The following is a 16,699-nucleotide window of genomic DNA, read 5'->3' as shown; positions in this document are numbered from 1 at the left end:
CAGCACTAGCGTTCTCCCAGCACTTCGCGGCGCACCAGCGGGTCGGCGAACACCTGTGCCGGCGCGCCATCCGCCGCAATGCGCCCGTCGATCCACGCGGCAACTCGGGTCGCGTAGCGGCGTACGATCTCGACGTCGTGCTCGACGAACCAGCTCGTGACCTGGCGCTGCTGCAGGGCACGCATCAGCGTCCGCATCACGCCATGCTTGTCTTCCGATGACACGCCGCTGGTCGGCTCGTCCATGATCACCAGCTTGGGTTCGAGCATCAGCGCGATGCCCACGTCCAGCAGCTTGCGCCGACCCTCGGGCAGCGCGGCGGTCGGATCGTCCGCATGGGCCGCGAGCTCGACCAACTCCAGCATCTCGGCGACGGCGCGCTGGTCCGCGGCACGCGACAGCGAGGTCCATCGCGACAGCCGCCCCTGGCGACTGACCGAGGCCAGCTCCAGGCACTGCCGCACTGTGTGGTCGAGGAACAGCTGCGGCATCTGGAACGATCGGCCCACGCCCAGGCGCGCGATCTGCCGCGGCCCTTTGCGTGTGATGTCGAGGCCCTCGAACAGCACCCGACCACTACTTGGTTTGATGTAGCCGGTGCAAATGTTGATGAAGGTGGTCTTCCCGGCACCGTTGGCGCCAATCACCGCCAGGTGCTCTCCGCGCGCCAGCGCGAAGTCGATTCCGTCGGCGGCAGCGATGCCGCCGAAGCGCAGGGTGAGCCCCTCGGTGCGCAGCAGTTCGTTGGCGTCCGGTGCGCTCATCGGGCCTCCTGCGGCATTGCCGGCTTCGGGCCGCGTCGGCGCCAGCCGACGATGCCCTGCGGCGCAAAGAAGATCACGGCGATCAAAGTGGCGCCGAGCAGGATCTGCCATGCGTTGGTGAAATAGGCCGCTGCCGTGAGCTTGATCAGCTCGAACACGGCCGCGCCCAGGAATGCACCCACGGCGTGGCCCGAGCCACCGAGAATCGCGATGAACACGTACTCGCCGGAGCGGATCCAGTAGCCACTCTCGGGCGTCACCAGGCTCTGCACCAGCGCCAGCAATGAGCCGGCCAGCCCCACCAGACCCGCGGAGAGCACGTAGCCCTGTGCAAGCACCCATCGCGCGGAAAGGCCGATGTACTCCAGCCGCGTCTCGTTGGTGCGGATCGCCAGCATGACCTGCCCCGAGCAGGAGTCGAAGTAGCGCTGCACCATCCACGTGACGCCGACGGCCAGCATCAACGCCAGCACCAGCATCGCCAGCTCGAACTGGCCACGCTCCATCACCATGCCGAGCAGCGAGGGCCGCTCGAAGCGCAGCCCGTCGGTGCCGCCGGTCCATGTATAGAGCTTGCCGGCCAGCGAGAACAGAACCATCGAGAGGCCGAGGTTCAGCATCCCGAAGAAGATGCCGCGATAGCGCGACACGAACGCGGCGACCAGCGCGCCGACCGCCAGGCTTGCGATCACGCCCGCCGCCGCCGCGACCAGGCCGTCGATGCCCGGCAAGGCGCGCACCGTGAAGGCGGTGGCATAGCCACCGATGGCGGCGTACATGGCATGGCCGAAGGACACCTGGCCCGCACGCATGAGCACCGTGAGGCCGAGCGCCGCCAGGCCGAAGCACAGGAAGGTGATGATCGGCATGCGCGACCAGGGCCACGCCCAGCCGGCACCGAGCAGGAGCAGGACCGCGAGCACCATGGCCGCTGGGGAAGTCGAGGTGCGCATCAGATGCTCCGCGCCGCGGTCGCCGAGAACAGCCCGTGCGGGCGAACCAGCAGCACCGCCACCATCATCAGGTAGGGCATCACGACCTCCAGCTCGGGCAGCGTGTACACCGCGAGCGAGCGGGCCATGCCGATCAGCACCGCGGCCACCAGTGCGCCGGTGATCTGCCCGAGTCCTGCGGTCGCGATGACGGCGAACGAGGTGACGATCATCTCGGCGCCCAGGCCCGGGACGAAGGAGGTCATCGGCACCGACAGCGCGCCGCCCAGGGCCCCGAGCGCGCCCGCAAGCGCGAAGGTCAGCGTGCCGACGCGCGCCGCGTTGATACCGAGCGCAATGGCCACTTCGCGGTGGTGGATGACGGCCACGATCTGGCGCCCCGCAATCGAATGGCGCAGCAGGAACTGCAGCCCCGCGTAGGCGACGAGCGCGACGCCGGGAATGAACAGGAGCTGGTAGTTCATGAAGGTCACGCCCTGCAGCTCGGTGGTGCCCAGGCGCGTCGCTAGGTCACCCGCGTTGACCGGCGTGGCACCCCACACCATGCGCAGCACGTCCTCGAGCACCATGAAGGCTGCGAAGGTGACGAGCAGCTGCAGAACCGGGTCGCGGTCCTGGAAGTGCCGCAGCAGGCCGCGTTCGAGCAGGCCGCCCAGGCTCCCGCCCACGACGGCGGCCGCGACGAACAGCGAGACCACCAGCACGAGCGTCGAGGACGTGTGGGGCAGCAGCCAGGCCAACAGGCCGGCGGCGCTGTAGCCGCCGAAGGCATAGAGGCTACCGTGGGCCACGTTGATGACACCGAAGACGCCGCAGATCAGGGTCAAGCCCAGCGAGATGAGGAACAGCAGGCCGGCGTACGACAGTCCATCGACGGTGGCCAGCAGGAGGAGATTGAGATCCATGAGCGGTCGGCGCCTCGTGCCTCCGGACTCAGTCGCCCACGCGCCGGATCTGGCTGTGCTGGATCAGCGCGGGCTTGAGCGTCTTCACCCACTCGGCAGACTTCTGCCCGACCGGCGGCGCCAGGATCTCGGCCGGATAGAAAATGAGTTGCCGCGCCACCGGGAACGGCTGCGATGCATCCTTGGCCGTCACGCCGTACAGCTGGCCCTGCAGGGCCTGCCCGTCCTCGCGCAACCGGATCGGGCGCGAGAGGCCGCGGTACTCGAGCTTGCGCAAGGTGGCCGCGAGCTGGTCGGTGGTCGGCCACTGCCCCTTGTTGTCGGCAATCGCCTGCCGATAGGCACCGGTGGCCGCCTTCAGCGCCTGGATCATGTGGTAGACGGCGAAGTTGGGGTAGGCGCCGGTGCGCTGCTTGAACTTCTGCACGAAGGCGCGCGCCTCCGGGTCGTTCGCGAATTCTGGGTCCGCGAAGTAGCCGTCGCCCACGAAGCCCACGATGACGCCTGGAGGCACCGCGTCGCCCAGTCGTTCGAGTGAGGAATCGGCGAGCGGCAACACGAACTGCGAGGACTTGAGCAGGCCGCGCTGCGAGGCTTGGCGCAGAAAGGTGTCGAGGTCGCCGCCCCAGGCGGTGGACAGCACCACGTCGGGCCGCAGCGCCTGCAGCCGCGTGACCTCGGTAGAGAAGTCGGAGGCGCCGAACTTCGGGAACAACTCGGCCACGATCTTCACGTCGGGCTTGAGCGCCAGCAGCGTGTTGCGAAAAATCTCCCAGGAATCGCGGCCCCAGGCGTAGTCCTGGTTCACCACTGCGAGGGTCTTGAAGTCGGGCTTGAGCTTCAGCAGGTGCAGCACCGCCGCCACCATCTCCATGGTGCCGTTGGGACCGGTTCGGAACACGTACTTGTAGCGCCGCTCCTCCAGCACCTTCTCGGTCGAGCATTCCCAGAGGATGTTGACGACCTTCAGGTCCTCGGCCACCGGCGCCAACGCATTGCAGTAGCCGCTCGAGATGGCCGACAGCATCAGCTTCTCGCCGGGCTCCTGCGCCAGGCGGCGGTATTCGGAGAGGAACTTGTCGGCGCCCTGCCCTTCGTCAATCCATGTCGGGCTGAGCCGTGTGCCATTGATGCCGCCCGCGGCATTGAAATCCTCGATCCACATGTCGGCCGCCACCTTGGCGGGCGCGCCGAGCACCGAGGCCGGTCCGGTCATGAAGGTGCTCATGCCGAGCTTGATCTCGGCCGGGCGCTGGGGTTGGGCGATGGCAGCGGTGGCCAGGGCGAAAAGAGCCGTTCCCCACGTGATGAGTGTGGCAAGCGATTTCACTGAGTTGTCTCCTGTGGTCTCTCACTGTTAATGTGCGAGTGCATGAATCATCTCGGTCGCATCAGCGATCTCCTATGGCGTATCACAACACCAGATCGGCTACCTTATGGATCCTTCACACATGCCTCGGGTGCAGATACGATTCGCATCAGGGTTTGCACTGAGTTTTACCGCCCGGAGGGCGCAAGTCGGGAGAGGTCTTTGACAACATCGGATTCAGTCGCGCGCCACGGCCCCGCGACCATTGGCGTGCGGGAAGCGGAAACCTCGTCGCTGGCGCCCGGAGAGCTTCAGTCCGAGCTACTCGCCATGCTCCAGCGCAATGCAAGCGCGCGCGAGTTCGACGAAATGCTGGAGCGGGTGGAGGCCGCGGTGCGCGACCCGGCGGAGCGCTCGCTGCTGGCCGGCAGCATCCGCGCTGCGGTCGCAATCTGCGAGCAGCAAGCACTGCAGCAGCGGCGCGAGCGCGGCCTGCTGGTGGTGCTGGAGAGCGCGCACGACCTTACGTCGATCCGCGACCTCGAACTGGTGCTGCAGGCGATCGTTCGGCGCGCACGGCAGATCTTCTCGGCCGACATCGGTTACCTGACGAACTTCGACCGAGTGCGCAACGACTTCTACATCCGTGCCACGGAGGGTGCGATCTCCGAGCGCTTCAAGAACGTGCGCGTGCCACCGGACCACGGCATCTGCGGCCACGTGCTCAAGCACAAGACGCCCTACCACAGCAGCGATTACTTGACCGACCATGGCTTCGCACACGAACAGGGCATCGACCTCGCGGTCAAGGACGAGGGTGTCCAGTCGCTCTTGGGTGCACCGCTCATGGTGGGGAATCACTGCATCGGTGTGCTTTGCATTTGCGACCGGCAACCGCGTCGCCATGCCCCGTGGGAGGTCGCCATGCTGTCGACACTAGCCGCGCAGGCCGCGGTCGCGATCGAGAACGCGCGCCTGTTCCAGGAGGCGCAGGTCGCGCTCCAGCGCGCCAGCGATGCCAACGCCTCGCTGCACCGGCAGGCCGAAGAGATCCAGACGGCTGCCGACGCGCACGAGCAAATGACGCGACTGGTCGCGCGCGGCTGCAGCGTGGTCGACATCCTCAACATGGTGGCCTCGATGCTCGGCGGCCACATGATGCTGCTCGACGAGGCCGAGCAACCGACCCAGCGCGCCACGGTCGCGCCCGCGCACCTTGCCAGCGGGCTGACTGAACTGCTGGGCCGCACGAAAATTCAGGACATGGTGCACCACGCGCTGACAGAAGGCCGGCGCACCGGCCGCTCGCACGAAGTCGACGTCGGTCCCGGCCGCTGCCTGCGCGTGGCGGCGCTGATGGGCGCCGACCGGCTGCTGGGCGCCATGCTCATGCTTTCGGACCGCGCGATGAGCGCCAACGAGGTTCGCACCTTCGAGCGCGGCGCACTGGTCGCAGGCGTGGTGCTGCTGTCGCAGGAGCGCAGCGAGCTGGTGGTGAGTGGCGAATCGGCTGCGGCGATCCGGGCGCTGGTGAGCTGGCAGCAGGAATCCATTGCCGCGCTGCAGCTGCGGACCCAGCCGCTGGGGTTGGACCTGGGGCTGGCGCTGCGCATGGTCGTGCTCAGCGTGGAGGACCGGCACATCGAGTACGCGCTGCGCCGCATGCGGCCGGCCGTCGCGCGCGGCACGCTGCTCGAGGAATGCGAGGGTTTCATCGTCGCCATCTGTTCCGAGGCCGCCTTCGAGGCGCTGCAGTCGACGCTGCAGGCCACGCTGCTCGTCGATGCGCGCCTGGGCGCGGTCGGCGTGACCTCCGACACGCTGTCGCAGGTCGACGGGCTGCCCGATTGCTTCCGTGCGCTCAAGCGCGGCATCGACATCCTGCGCGCGCTGGGTCGATCGCACGAGCTGGCACCCGAGGCGACGTTGTCGATGTACTCGCTGCTGTTCGAGCACCGCCGCGCAGCCGACGTCGCGGGATTCATCGAAGCAACCGTCGGCGACCTGGTGCAGCACGACCAGCGCCGCAGCACCGACCTGACTGGCACCCTGCTCGCCTACCTCGAGCATGCGCAGAACGCGAAGGCCACCGCCGACTCGCTGCAGATCCACGTGAACACCTTGCGCCAACGACTCGAGTCCGTCGACAACCTGCTGAAGGACTGGCGCCAGGACGGGCGCTTTCTCGAACTGCACGTAGCCCTGCGCATGCATATGCTCCGGAGAACAGTCCATTCCCAGGCTCTCTTAGGAAGTGTTACTGCCGGCGCTGTTGCATAACTCCACCGAGGTGGGTAGCGTTGGGCGCGCAGTAACCCGCAGGCGGCCAAAAGCACCGGTGACCGGGGCGGATCCAATATTCCGCGCAGTTGTCTCTCTAGACTCGTGGCCTTTTTCCGAAGGAGTGATCGAATGACGTACTTCACCGGAATCGCGTCAGCACAACAAGGACCCGAAGCCGCTGAAGTGGAAGTACGACAATCCCCAGCGCCGACACCACCAATTCTTCTGATTCAGTGGACTAGCAAAAACCTGCACCAGTCGACTCAGTTCCGTCTGTCCATTTTTTCATGGGCATCCACGAGCTGAACAAGTAGTTTCATAAAAACGGCGCGATCGTCTGGAGATAGTGGCTCGATCAATAGTTCTTGAGAGCGGTGTATGCTTTCTTGCAAATCATTGATCAGCTTCAAGCCCTCCTTGGTAATCACCGAAAGTCTTGATCGACGATCGTCCGGATTTACTCGAGTCTCAACAAATCCTCTGTCGACCAAACGTTTTAGCACTTCGGCAGTTGTCGTGCGGTCCAGAGAAAGCTCTCGGCCAATTGCTTTCTGATCCAGCCACGGGTTCATCGACAGTGCTGTCAGCATGCCGACCTGAAGCGGCGTGATGCTTTCTGACTTGCATAAATCAAAAAATATCGCCTGACCGATCTGAGTCAGTCGACGGATTAGAAAACCCGGACGGCGCCACATTGCTTGGCGCAGAGGGTTGAAGATCTCGGGGCCGGGGGGATTTGGCGCATCAATTGCACCGCCTGTCTTTTTCTGAGCGGGAGAGCGCTTGGTCGTCATCTTGTAATCGCTGATATCGTCATACGACGAGTGTATCGCCCCCTTGGCTGTGAATAAAATACCAAACTGCGCCTCAACTTCTACGACAGCAAGTCGAACTTGAGGTACTCACCGAGAAGACGGAAAAAGTCCTCCTCGTCATCCCATGGGATCATGTGGCCAGCACTGGCGGCTGTACACTGCATCAAGCTAGGCGCGAGCGTTTTGATCTCAGTCAAATCGTCCGGAAGCATCACCCCCCCTTTTCCCGCCGCCATTAGAAGTCCAGGCGTACGCAGCTTGAGTAGATCGGTGTGGATGTCGTCCTCGTGGAAGCCGACATGCGCCTGAATGATGGCATCTTCGCTGCACGTGTGGAGCCATTCGGCCCGCAACCGCAGTTGTTCCTCTGTCCAGGTTGGGGCGAAGGGCCGAAGCTCCTCGGCTGTTATGCCCTGCGCAGCTAATCGAATAGAGTCCACATACCAAGTCAGCGGTACCGGGTAAGCCCGGCGACCAGGGCCGGACATCGGCGGATCCACTAGCAACAGCTTGGCTATGCGCTCTGGGTTGAGCGTCGTAGCGCGAATCGCAACTCTGGCGCCCATCGAGTGGCCCAGCAGTGTCACAGATGACCATCCCAGAATCTCGAGTAGATCGAGCACGTCAGCCGCCATTGCATCAAGGCTTGCGACCATCCCAGGTGCACTAAAGGACAACCCGCGGCCCCGGAAGTCAAGGACATGCACGTCGAAGTGCCGCGCCAACCGCTCGGCAACGAAGCCCCATGTAATCGCTGGACTCGTGATGCCCGGCAACAGGAGTAAGCGAGGGCCTTGCCCTCCATAGCGCAGCAGGTGCAAGCGCACCCCGTTGGCGCGTACGTGGTAGCCATAAGAAAAGAAACTCATTGCGACTCCGTGATAGTTCACCCGTCCATGCTCTACAGTTCCAACCAATGGTTTCCAATTCGCGTTAAAGAACCATCCCCCAACAGCGTTTAGGGCAGTCGGCGCGAGTCGTCCTAAGTCTGCGGGGGCTTTCCGAGCCAACTGCGGATGCGATTCCAGAGCACGCTCCACATCATCCCGGAGATCGATACCGTGGGCTGCGGCACGTTGGGAGCGGCCGTTTGCCCACCGAGCCGCCGAGTGATCTGCCTTCCGAAGTCCGCCACCATCCGACGCACGAAATCCTTTACGAGTCCGGAGCGCGAGAATTGTGCAAGCGGCCCCTGAAGGGCATAAATCATGTCCACGTGAACGCGAGTGTTGTCGGCCGACAGTGCCTCCAGCCGGTAGGTGATGTCTCCCTGGGTGCGCGACTTGCTCAGACTGTCTTGGCCCGCACCGCGAAGGACCGCACGCTTGGCGGCGGCATCACGCTCCAGTCGCGCCGCACCGGCGAATGCCGCCGACATCGGGCCGAACTTGATGGCAATGGTGCCCTTCACCCTCTCCCCTTCGTGCGAGTCGATAGTCGCGCCGGGCAAGCAGGATGCAACCGCAGGCAGGTCGCCCATGAATTCCCACACTTGATTAAGCGGATATGGCACATCGAAATAGACTTCGATCGCGTTCCCCTTGGCCTTGGCCTTAGCCATTGCCACCGGGTCGACTTCCGCCATCTCCGCAAGAGCGATCGAATCTGCACTGGTCAGCTTGCTGGGCGAGTGAGAGGGCAGTTCTGTCTGCCTTAGTGGCGTGACTCGGCTTGTCGCGACAGTTCGTGCCGAACTCAGTTTTTGTCGCAAGTTTTCAAACAGCACGTCTGGAGCGTCGCGCTGCTGTTGCAGCACGTCCAAGATGGCGTCCACGATGCCCTGGTACCCAGTGCAACGGCACAAATTCCCGGATAGCTCAAGACGTACGCGCGCTTCGTCTGCTTCGGGCAAACGCAGCACGATGTCGCGCGCCGTGGTGAGCATTCCAGGTGTGCAAAAACCGCATTGCAGCGCGTGATGGCGCGTGAACGCTGGCCGCAACAACTGCATCACCGCATCATCGTCGTAGCCCTCGATCGTGGTGATCTCTTGGCCCTCACATGCCACAGCGAAGGTAATGCACGAGCGCGTAGGTTGACCGTTGACAAGTACCGTGCACGCGCCGCAGACGCCGTGCTCACAGCCGAGGTGAGTACCCGTCAGACGCAGTTCGTCGCGCAGAAAATCGCCGAGATGCATCCTCGGCTCGGCCTCCCGGCTGAAGCTGCGACCATTTACTTGAATAGAAATCGGGTTCAAGTCTTTACTCCGCTTGTTTTAGGTCGGCCAAAACGCCGGACTGCTCGATTGCGCGCTCTACACAGGCTGTGAAGCGCTTCAGATCGATGGCGTCGCGTTCGGGGAGTGCGACGCTGACAGCCACTCGCAATTGCTCACGCCCCGCAGCGCCGGCGCCCTTGCTGGCGATCTCAGCTGCGAGCGCATTCAGCAGAATGGGTGGTCCGTCCGCAGCCCCTAGAACGATTCGCGTTCGCTTGCGCGAGCTATCGAACCAAACCGCCGCACTGGCTTCCGCGAACTCGCCGGGTTTGCGACAGACCTTGTGATATCCCCAATGCGTAGTCGGTGTCTCCGAAGGCACACTGATGGAGACAATTAACTCGTCAGACTCAAGCACTGTTGTATAGGCACCAAGCATGAGAGCATCAACCTCGATCGTGCGTTCACCTCGCGGCGACCTAGCCCGAATGTGCGCACCCATTGCCGCGAGCGTAACCACCCAGTCGGCGGCAGGATCGGCGTGCGCTAAGCTACCTCCGACCGTCCCGCGGGTACGGATCGCCCGGTAGGCGATCCCACAGGCGACTTGACGCATTGGATGTCTCGCCAACGGCTGATGCGCGCCATCTTCTATCTCGGCGTGCGTTACGGCGGCACCAATCTCGACCCACTCAGCCTTTCGACTGACAGTGCGCAGACTTGGGATACTTGCGACGTCGACCACTTGCGCCGGTCGCGCCAATCTCAAGTTGAGCATGGGACCAAGGGACTGACTTCCGCTCATCGCTTTCGCAGTGCCGCCCCCTTTTGCCAGCACGGCGAGCGCCTCATCTACCTCGAGGACGCGTGTGTATGCGAACTTGGACGCCTTCACTTGACGCGCTCCTGTTCCAGCTTCGAGCCTTCGAGGGCCTTGAGCAATCGACGCGGTGTCAACGGGGTCATGAGGACTTCGGCAGCACCAGTACCTCGCAACGCGTCGTTCACGGCATTGAAGATCACTGCCGGCGGCGCTATCGCGCCACCTTCGCCCACGCCCTTGGCGCCGAACTCGGTGTGAGGCGAAGGCGTCTCAAAGTGCTCAATACGAATGCGCGGCACTTCTGTGGCGCCAGGCAAGATGTAGTCAGCCAACGTCGACGCCAGCGGCTGTCCTTGATCATCATACGGACTCTCCTCGTACATCGCGGTGCCGATACCTTGTGCGATGCCGCCGATAGTCTGTCCTTCCACGAGCATTGGATTGACCATGGTGCCGCAGTCTTCGACAACCACATAGTCGAGAATTTCGACCTCGCCCGTCTCTGTATCGACGGCAACAACCACCGCGTGAGTCGCATACGTGAATGTACCGGTATCGACTTTTGGCTTGTACGCACGCGACACTTCCAGGCCACCGAGATGAACGCTCGCAGGCAGGTCCTGTGGTGTGAGGTACCACGCGCGGCCTACTTCAGACAGGGGGATCGACTTCTCGCCGGCGATGGCACACCCTTCCAGCAATACGACGGTTTGCGGGTCTACACCCATGAGATATCCAGCGATCGCTTGAATGCGCGGCAAAAGTTCCTTACACGCGGTCGAAATGGCCCCCCCTGACATGACCGTTGCTCGAGAGGCGTAAGTCCCCGAGGAGAAGGGAGTAAGCGCTGTATCGCCGTGCACCACACGAATTCGTGCGACCGGAATTCCAAGTACGTCATTTGCGATCTGCGCGAAGCTGGTCTCCATGCCCTGGCCATGCGAGTGCACGCCGACGCGCACTTCGAGTCCGCCATCCGCGGTCATCCTGACAAGGGCCTGATCAAAACCAGGCACCACTGGCAACCCCCAGTTGGCGAACACCGTTGTGCCGTGAGCAGACTGCTCTGTATAGGTGGCAGAACCGAATCCGATCAGCCGTCCGTCCGGCTCGCCGCGAGCCTGGCGCTCCCGGACTGCTGCGAATCCAATCATCTCCACCGCGCGACGGAGGCTCGCGGGAAAGTCGCCGCTGTCAAAGTGCTTGTTGGCCACATTGACGTACGGCATCGCAGCGGCCGGAACCAAATTGTCCATCCGGACTTCCCAAGGCTCACGTCCGACTTCACGCGCAACAGCATCCATGAGAAGTTCGATCGCGAAGCAGACCCCCGTGCGCGCTACGCCGCGATAGGCCATGAATCCCGGCTTGTTCGTGGCGACGCACAGGGTTTCGCAGCGATAGCCGCGAAAGGTGTACGGGCCGGGCAGATTTCCGATCGCTTGCCCAGGCTCCAGTCCAACGAAGAAGGGATAGTAAGAATATGCGCCCCCATCGATCGTGATAACCGCGTCCAACGCCAATAGCTTTCCAGTTCGGTCCGCGTAGGCTGTAAGCTGGTAGTGGTGCTGTCGAGTGTTGGCCCCGACTATCAGATGCTCACGTCGATCTTCGAGATAGCGGAATGGCGTTCGGTAAGTCTTGGCCAGCCAGGCTATGCACAGGTCCTCAGGGTAGAGCTGCCCCTTGTAGCCAAAGGCGCCGCCGACGTCGGGCGACACCACGCGCACAGCCTCCTCATTCATCGAGAGGTGCTGGGCTATTCCGACGCGCAGCAAATGCGGAACTTGGGTCGCGCTGACCACCACGAGCTGATCAGCTTGGAAATCCCAGTAGGCCAACACCGACTTTCCCTCTAGAGGCACGATGCACTGACGTGAGAGCTCGACCGTACGACTGACCTTCACCTCAGCTTTCGCGGCAAGCTCATCGAAATCACGATTGGCCCGCAGCGTGAGGAATACATTGTCTTTCCAACCAGGGTGGAGAAATTCCTCTGTCGCAGCGAGGGCGGACTCAGCGCTGTGGTAGACGGGTAGTTCGTCATACGAGACCTGCACCTCCTCGAGCAAGTCTTCCGCCACTGCGCGAGTCGGGGCGACAGCCATGGCGATTGCCTCCCCTACGTGGCGGACTTTGCCTGAAGCCAGCGGCGGCAACGCCGAATACTGGTAGGTGGGCAGCGAAGACGGCGAACCAATATCCGCCGCATCCAACATCATCTCGCGCAGGAACACTTTCCCAGCAAGCTCCTCGGGGATCTCGACCCCAGAAATGGTGGCGTGCGCCAACGGACTGCGCAAGAACGCGACTTCCTGCAGGCCCGGCAATACGAAGTCACCGACGAAATTGCCTTTGCCCACCATATGGCGCGCATCCTCCTTGCGAGGCACCCGGGCTCCTATGCCCTCGCGCTTTAGTAGTTTCGCCGGAATATCAGCTTGGTCCATGCGTTTCCTTTTCCTTAGCTACTTTTCTTTGCGCCGGACTGCACTGAATGTGCAGCCCACCTAGCGCGGTCTCCACGACGAGAAACCGGCCGAACTGATAAGAGTCAAACGCCGTTGTCGCGCTCCTTCCGATGAAGAGCACGCTCTGCACTGTGATCGCATTCCCCGTTGCGCGTTACTCCCCACATCAATGACTGAATCGAGGCACGACTTCCTCGGGCGACCACTTGATCTCCAAATCGCCACCTACCAATTCGACTACGCGCTTGCACAAGAACTCGACGTCCACGAGATGTGACCCAAGCCCTTGAGCCAACCTGTTGCCATAAGCCACAGCGCGACCGGCTGTGCATGCGGCTCCGCGAGCACTGCGACACCCTACTACCCGCAACGGCGATCTTGTCTAGGAACTTGCGACGATGCATTCAAGCACCTCCCTAAAGCGACCGGGACACAGAAACCGGACGCTAGCCCGCCGAACTGCATCACACCGCACCATGGTTGCCAACGCAGGTCATCGAGCCTCTATGCCCCGTTATGCCAGTGCACTGGCACAAGTATACGTCTGACAGACCAGCATGGGAAGCCGAGACTTGTTGACGCAAACCCTAACAGCCGGCCTCTCTTTCCTGGTGCATCTTCCCAATGAAACAGCCCCATATTGGCCTCTAACCCCGGTTTGCGAATCCAATCTGGTGCAGCGCTACCGAGTACAAACCCGTGCTTGAAAATACCCAACAACCTCACTATTATGACAGTTCACTGAGTATTTTTTTGAGTGCTGAAACTACAGGATGGAGCCATGGATTGGATCAAGGTCGCCTCAGCGCAAGAGCTGAGCAACGATGAAGCGAAGACGGTCAACGTCGCTGGCTACGGCGTCGCGCTGTACCGGATCGAAGACGAGTTCTTCGCTACCGACAGCATGTGCACGCATGCCACGGCCCTGCTGTCAGAAGGTTTCGTGGAAGACGGATGTGTTGAATGCCCATTGCATCAAGGCCGTTTTGATATTCGCACCGGCAAGGCGATGTGTGCACCGGTCACCGTGGACCTGCGCACTCATGCCGTGAAGCGGGAGGGCGACCACATCTACGTGTTGTCGCCGGTCGGCAAATGACGTCACCTGGAGTCGTCATCGTTGGCGCTGGTCAATCGGCGGCCGTCGCCGCACACTCTCTGCGCGAGCATGGCTACCGGGGACGCATCACTATGCTGGGCCGGGAGCGACATAAACCTTATGAGCGGCCGCCATTGTCTAAGGCCGTGCTGGTGGCAACTGAAGAGCCTAGGCTCGAAGTACTCACCGAAGAGTCTTGGACCCGCAGCGACATTGTTCTACTGAGTGGTAGTGACGCTGTTGCGTTGGATCTAGCCCAGCAGCATGTCCGCCTTGCCGACGGTCAGGTGCTCGAGTACGAGATGTGTCTGATCGCTACAGGCGGGGAGGCCAACACACTCGCATCCGCCCCGCCTGCCAATCCCCGCGTGCACTACCTCCGCACCCTTGATGATGCGCGACGGCTGCGAGCCGCCCTTCAGGTCAAGCCGCAAGTCGCAATTCTGGGCGGCGGCTTTCTTGGCCTCGAAATTGCAAACTCCGCACTCTCGGCAGGAGCGGCGGTGACAGTCCTCGAGCGCGCAGCAACCCTGCTCGACCGCTTTCTGCCACCAGAGGCGTCGGCATGGTTGGAATCTGGATTGCGGGATGCAGGCGCACAGATCCTGCTCGGGGTCTCCCTCAGCGACGTCCATTCACTGCCAAGTGGTCGCATGCGCTTGATCACCGACGTCGGCGATCTTGAAGTTGATGAGGTGATCGTCGCAATCGGTCTCTTGCCCAACGACGCTCTTGCCCGCGATGCGGGCCTCGAGATTGCGGCAGGCGGTGGCATTCTGGTAGACGCGACTTGCCGCACCAGCAACGAACACGTGTTCGCGTGCGGCGACTGCACCAGCCAACAGCGCCCAGGCCAAATTGCGCCAACGCGCCTGGAATCATGGCAGAACGCGAATGAGCAGGCGCGCACTGCGGCCGCCGCCATGCTCGGCGCTCCTCTTCCAGGCCCGGCGGTACCGTGGTTCTGGACCGACCAAGGAAAACACAACATACAGGTGCTTGGCCTGCCGGCCCCCGATCTTGAATATGTGCGCCGCGGCGACCCGGCCGAAGACAAGGTGCTGTGGATTGGCCATCGGGGTTCTGTTCCGCTACACGGCGTGGCCATCAATGCAGGCTCTGATCTGCGAGCGATACGCCCTCTTTTCAATCGTCGGCAACCCGTGCAGTTGGAGGACTTTCAGCTGGACACCATCAATCTACGCGCATGGGCCAAGCAGATGCAAGCCGACGCCGACGCGACCGTTTAACCACCTTTCAAAGCCTAAGGAGCTTCCATGTATCAATCACAGGCGGTCATCGGCATTACAAATGCCCGAAAGAACCCGCCATTGGAGCAGTGTGTCTGGCCAGCGGACGCCCTGAACAACATCCCGGACTGGGTCTACACCAGTCAGGCCATCTATGACCAGGAGATCGAGCGCATCTTTCGGGGGAACACCTGGAACTTCGTCGCCCTGGAAGCGGAGATTCCAAATCCGGGCGACTACAAACGCGGTTACGTCGGCGCCACGGCCGTGGTGATCGTCCGTGCAGAGGACAACACGATCTCCGTCTTCGAGAATCGCTGCGCCCATCGCGGTGCCGAATTCTGCCGCTCCAGCCAGGGGAATACGAAGGAATTTGTCTGCCCGTATCACCAATGGTCGTACGACCTCAAGGGGAACCTGCAGGGCGTTCCTTTCAAGCGCGGCATCAACAAGGTGGGCGGCATGCCGGCGGACTTCAAGAACGCCGACCACGGCACGCGCCAGTTGCGCGTGGCCACACGCAACGGCGTGGTGTTCGCCACCTACTCCGACAAGACCCCTCCGCTGGAAGAGTACATGACCAAGGAGATCGTCGAGGAGTTCGATGTCCCCTTCTCGGGCAAGAAACTCAAGATCTTGGGCTATTGCCGCAACGAGCTTCCGTGCAATTGGAAGATGTACCACGAGAACCTCAAGGATCCGTACCACGCGACGCTGCTGCATTCATTTCTCGTGGTGTTTGGCCTGCTGGTGCCTGGCATCAAGTCGATCGTGTTCGCAGATAGGGAACATGGCCGCCACGGCTTCATGGCTTCGGCCAAGCCAGACGAGATCTATGCCACCGTTGCCGCCGACGACAAAGCAGAGATGCGATCGTTCAGTGACAACCTCAGGCTGCGCGACGAACGGTTCCTGGACTACGTACGAGAGTTCAAGTCGCCCTGGTCCGCCAACATGATGACCATGTGGCCGAATCTGATCGTTCAGCGCCAGATGAACACCATGGGTGTGCGCCAGATCATCCCGAACGGTCCGAACAGCATGGTGATGCAGTGGACGATGTTCGGCTATGAAGATGACACCCCCGAAATGACGCGGCACCGCCTGCGGCAGGGCAACTTGATGGGCCCTTCCGGCTTCCTGGGCCTTGAGGACAACGAGGCATTGAAGTTCGTGCAAGAAGGCCTGCGCAACTCGTCTACGAACAACAACGTCGTCAAGCTCGATTCTGGCCATCAAGGCACGGCACGCAATCTCATCTCGGAGTCCTGCATCCGCTCCCTCTACCAATACTACCGAGGCGTCATGGACATCCGTGTCGCGGAGAGCGCAGCATGAAAGAGCGACTCGCCTACGCCACGTCCACGATTTCGCCCAAGCGAGCGGCCGAGCTGCGCGCCGAGATCGAGTCTTTTCATGTCGAGTACTGCGCCGCCCTGGACGCGAACGACGTCGAACGTTGGCCCGACTTCTTCAGCGAGGAAGCGACGTACCGCATTACCTCGCGCCAGAACGCGCTTCTGAACATGCCCGTGGGACTCGTCTACTGCGAGGGTCTCAACATGATCATTGATCGCGCCCTTGCCGTCGCGCACTCGCAGATGTTCGCGCCGCGGCACATGCTGCATGTATTGGGGATCACGCGAGTACTGCAGGAGACGGGAAACACGATCGGCTCCCAAACGCCCTTTATCTTGATGCAGACCCTGGTCGAGGGCCCTTCCACGGTGCATTTGGCTGGCATCTATCACGACCGTTTTGTGCGCGAAGGCGATCGGCTGCGAATTGCCAGCCGCGAAGTGGTGCACGACACGGAAATTCTTGACACCGCCTTGGCATATCCGGTCTGAGGCCACCTAGGACGAC

The 16,699-nt window shown here is 62.1% G+C and carries 14 protein-coding genes; 5 read left to right on the top strand and 9 right to left on the bottom strand.

Features of this window, described 5'->3' with window-relative positions; all coding sequences use genetic code 11:
• Positions 1-5 precede the first annotated feature (5 nt).
• From AB4Z46_RS15730 to AB4Z46_RS15715, 4 genes are read right to left on the bottom strand one after another with little or no spacing between them, the layout of a single operon-like run.
• Positions 6-764, bottom strand: coding sequence for an ABC transporter ATP-binding protein (locus AB4Z46_RS15730; protein WP_442284441.1), 759 nt, complete (start codon positions 762-764; stop codon positions 6-8).
• Positions 761-1,717 carry a branched-chain amino acid ABC transporter permease gene (locus AB4Z46_RS15725; RefSeq protein WP_442284440.1) on the bottom strand — a complete coding sequence of 319 codons (957 nt, stop codon included), beginning with the start codon at positions 1,715-1,717 and terminating at the stop codon, positions 761-763. The genes AB4Z46_RS15730 and AB4Z46_RS15725 overlap by 4 nt, the downstream gene beginning before the upstream one ends.
• Entirely contained in the window at positions 1,717-2,622 is a 906-nt protein-coding gene (locus tag AB4Z46_RS15720) for a branched-chain amino acid ABC transporter permease (RefSeq protein ID WP_442284439.1), read from the bottom strand. The genes AB4Z46_RS15725 and AB4Z46_RS15720 overlap by 1 nt, the downstream gene beginning before the upstream one ends.
• Positions 2,623-2,650: 28 nt before the next feature.
• A complete protein-coding gene (locus tag AB4Z46_RS15715) occupies positions 2,651-3,952 on the bottom strand; it encodes an ABC transporter substrate-binding protein (RefSeq protein ID WP_442284438.1) in 1,302 nt (433 codons plus the stop codon).
• A gap of 309 nt (positions 3,953-4,261) precedes the next feature.
• Between AB4Z46_RS15715 and AB4Z46_RS15710 the strand changes: the two genes are divergently transcribed.
• Positions 4,262-6,211 carry a helix-turn-helix domain-containing protein gene (locus AB4Z46_RS15710; protein ID WP_442284437.1) on the top strand — a complete coding sequence of 650 codons (1,950 nt, stop codon included), beginning with the start codon at positions 4,262-4,264 and terminating at the stop codon, positions 6,209-6,211.
• Between the two features lie 266 nt (positions 6,212-6,477).
• Here the strand turns inward: AB4Z46_RS15710 and AB4Z46_RS15705 are convergent, their stop codons facing one another.
• From AB4Z46_RS15705 to AB4Z46_RS15685, 5 genes are all read right to left on the bottom strand, one after another.
• A complete protein-coding gene (locus AB4Z46_RS15705) occupies positions 6,478-7,008 on the bottom strand; it encodes a MarR family winged helix-turn-helix transcriptional regulator (RefSeq protein ID WP_442284436.1) in 531 nt (176 codons plus the stop codon).
• Between the two features lie 80 nt (positions 7,009-7,088).
• Positions 7,089-7,898 carry an alpha/beta fold hydrolase gene (locus AB4Z46_RS15700; RefSeq protein ID WP_442284435.1) on the bottom strand — a complete coding sequence of 270 codons (810 nt, stop codon included), beginning with the start codon at positions 7,896-7,898 and terminating at the stop codon, positions 7,089-7,091.
• A gap of 113 nt (positions 7,899-8,011) precedes the next feature.
• Positions 8,012-9,169 (bottom strand): xanthine dehydrogenase family Fe-S subunit, encoded by a 1,158-nt coding sequence (locus AB4Z46_RS15695; RefSeq protein ID WP_442284524.1) that lies wholly within the window; start codon positions 9,167-9,169, stop codon positions 8,012-8,014.
• A gap of 64 nt (positions 9,170-9,233) precedes the next feature.
• Positions 9,234-10,085, bottom strand: a complete 852-nt coding sequence (locus AB4Z46_RS15690) for an FAD binding domain-containing protein (protein ID WP_442284434.1) — start codon at positions 10,083-10,085, stop codon at positions 9,234-9,236.
• On the bottom strand, positions 10,082-12,463 hold the full coding sequence (locus AB4Z46_RS15685) for a xanthine dehydrogenase family protein molybdopterin-binding subunit (protein ID WP_442284433.1): 2,382 nt from the start codon (positions 12,461-12,463) through the stop codon (positions 10,082-10,084). Before AB4Z46_RS15685 ends, AB4Z46_RS15690 begins: the two co-directional genes overlap by 4 nt.
• Positions 12,464-13,265: 802 nt before the next feature.
• Here AB4Z46_RS15685 and AB4Z46_RS15680 point away from each other — a divergent pair.
• From AB4Z46_RS15680 to AB4Z46_RS15665, 4 genes are read left to right on the top strand one after another with little or no spacing between them, the layout of a single operon-like run.
• Positions 13,266-13,583: a non-heme iron oxygenase ferredoxin subunit gene (locus AB4Z46_RS15680; protein WP_442284432.1), complete on the top strand. Its 318-nt coding sequence runs from the start codon at positions 13,266-13,268 to the stop codon at positions 13,581-13,583.
• Positions 13,580-14,833, top strand: coding sequence for an NAD(P)/FAD-dependent oxidoreductase (locus AB4Z46_RS15675; RefSeq protein ID WP_442284431.1), 1,254 nt, complete (start codon positions 13,580-13,582; stop codon positions 14,831-14,833). The genes AB4Z46_RS15680 and AB4Z46_RS15675 overlap by 4 nt, the downstream gene beginning before the upstream one ends.
• A 27-nt stretch (positions 14,834-14,860) precedes the next feature.
• Positions 14,861-16,171 carry an aromatic ring-hydroxylating oxygenase subunit alpha gene (locus AB4Z46_RS15670; protein ID WP_442284430.1) on the top strand — a complete coding sequence of 437 codons (1,311 nt, stop codon included), beginning with the start codon at positions 14,861-14,863 and terminating at the stop codon, positions 16,169-16,171.
• Complete coding sequence (locus AB4Z46_RS15665; protein WP_442284429.1) at positions 16,168-16,683, top strand: aromatic-ring-hydroxylating dioxygenase subunit beta; 516 nt, start codon at positions 16,168-16,170, stop codon at positions 16,681-16,683. The genes AB4Z46_RS15670 and AB4Z46_RS15665 overlap by 4 nt, the downstream gene beginning before the upstream one ends.
• The last annotated feature ends 16 nt before the right edge of the window (positions 16,684-16,699 follow it).

This window comes from Variovorax sp. M-6, assembly GCF_052114385.1.
Taxonomy (GTDB): Bacteria; Pseudomonadota; Gammaproteobacteria; order Burkholderiales; family Burkholderiaceae_C; genus Variovorax.
This window is presented reverse-complemented; position numbering and strand designations above follow the sequence as displayed.

What these genes read in the sequence shown, in the direction of transcription:
- AB4Z46_RS15670 (WP_442284430.1), top strand. Translation starts at nt 14,861, where the DNA reads ATGTATCAATCACAGGCGGTCATCGGCATTACAAATGCCCGAAAGAAC.
- AB4Z46_RS15665 (WP_442284429.1), top strand. Translation starts at nt 16,168, where the DNA reads ATGAAAGAGCGACTCGCCTACGCCACGTCCACGATTTCGCCCAAGCGA.
- AB4Z46_RS15695 (WP_442284524.1), bottom strand. Translation starts at nt 9,169, where the DNA reads ATGCATCTCGGCGATTTTCTGCGCGACGAACTGCGTCTGACGGGTACT.
- AB4Z46_RS15675 (WP_442284431.1), top strand. Translation starts at nt 13,580, where the DNA reads ATGACGTCACCTGGAGTCGTCATCGTTGGCGCTGGTCAATCGGCGGCC.
- AB4Z46_RS15730 (WP_442284441.1), bottom strand. Translation starts at nt 764, where the DNA reads ATGAGCGCACCGGACGCCAACGAACTGCTGCGCACCGAGGGGCTCACC.
- AB4Z46_RS15725 (WP_442284440.1), bottom strand. Translation starts at nt 1,717, where the DNA reads ATGCGCACCTCGACTTCCCCAGCGGCCATGGTGCTCGCGGTCCTGCTC.
- AB4Z46_RS15710 (WP_442284437.1), top strand. Translation starts at nt 4,262, where the DNA reads ATGCTCCAGCGCAATGCAAGCGCGCGCGAGTTCGACGAAATGCTGGAG.
- AB4Z46_RS15705 (WP_442284436.1), bottom strand. Translation starts at nt 7,008, where the DNA reads ATGACGACCAAGCGCTCTCCCGCTCAGAAAAAGACAGGCGGTGCAATT.
- AB4Z46_RS15700 (WP_442284435.1), bottom strand. Translation starts at nt 7,898, where the DNA reads ATGAGTTTCTTTTCTTATGGCTACCACGTACGCGCCAACGGGGTGCGC.
- AB4Z46_RS15685 (WP_442284433.1), bottom strand. Translation starts at nt 12,463, where the DNA reads ATGGACCAAGCTGATATTCCGGCGAAACTACTAAAGCGCGAGGGCATA.
- AB4Z46_RS15720 (WP_442284439.1), bottom strand. Translation starts at nt 2,622, where the DNA reads ATGGATCTCAATCTCCTCCTGCTGGCCACCGTCGATGGACTGTCGTAC.
- AB4Z46_RS15680 (WP_442284432.1), top strand. Translation starts at nt 13,266, where the DNA reads ATGGATTGGATCAAGGTCGCCTCAGCGCAAGAGCTGAGCAACGATGAA.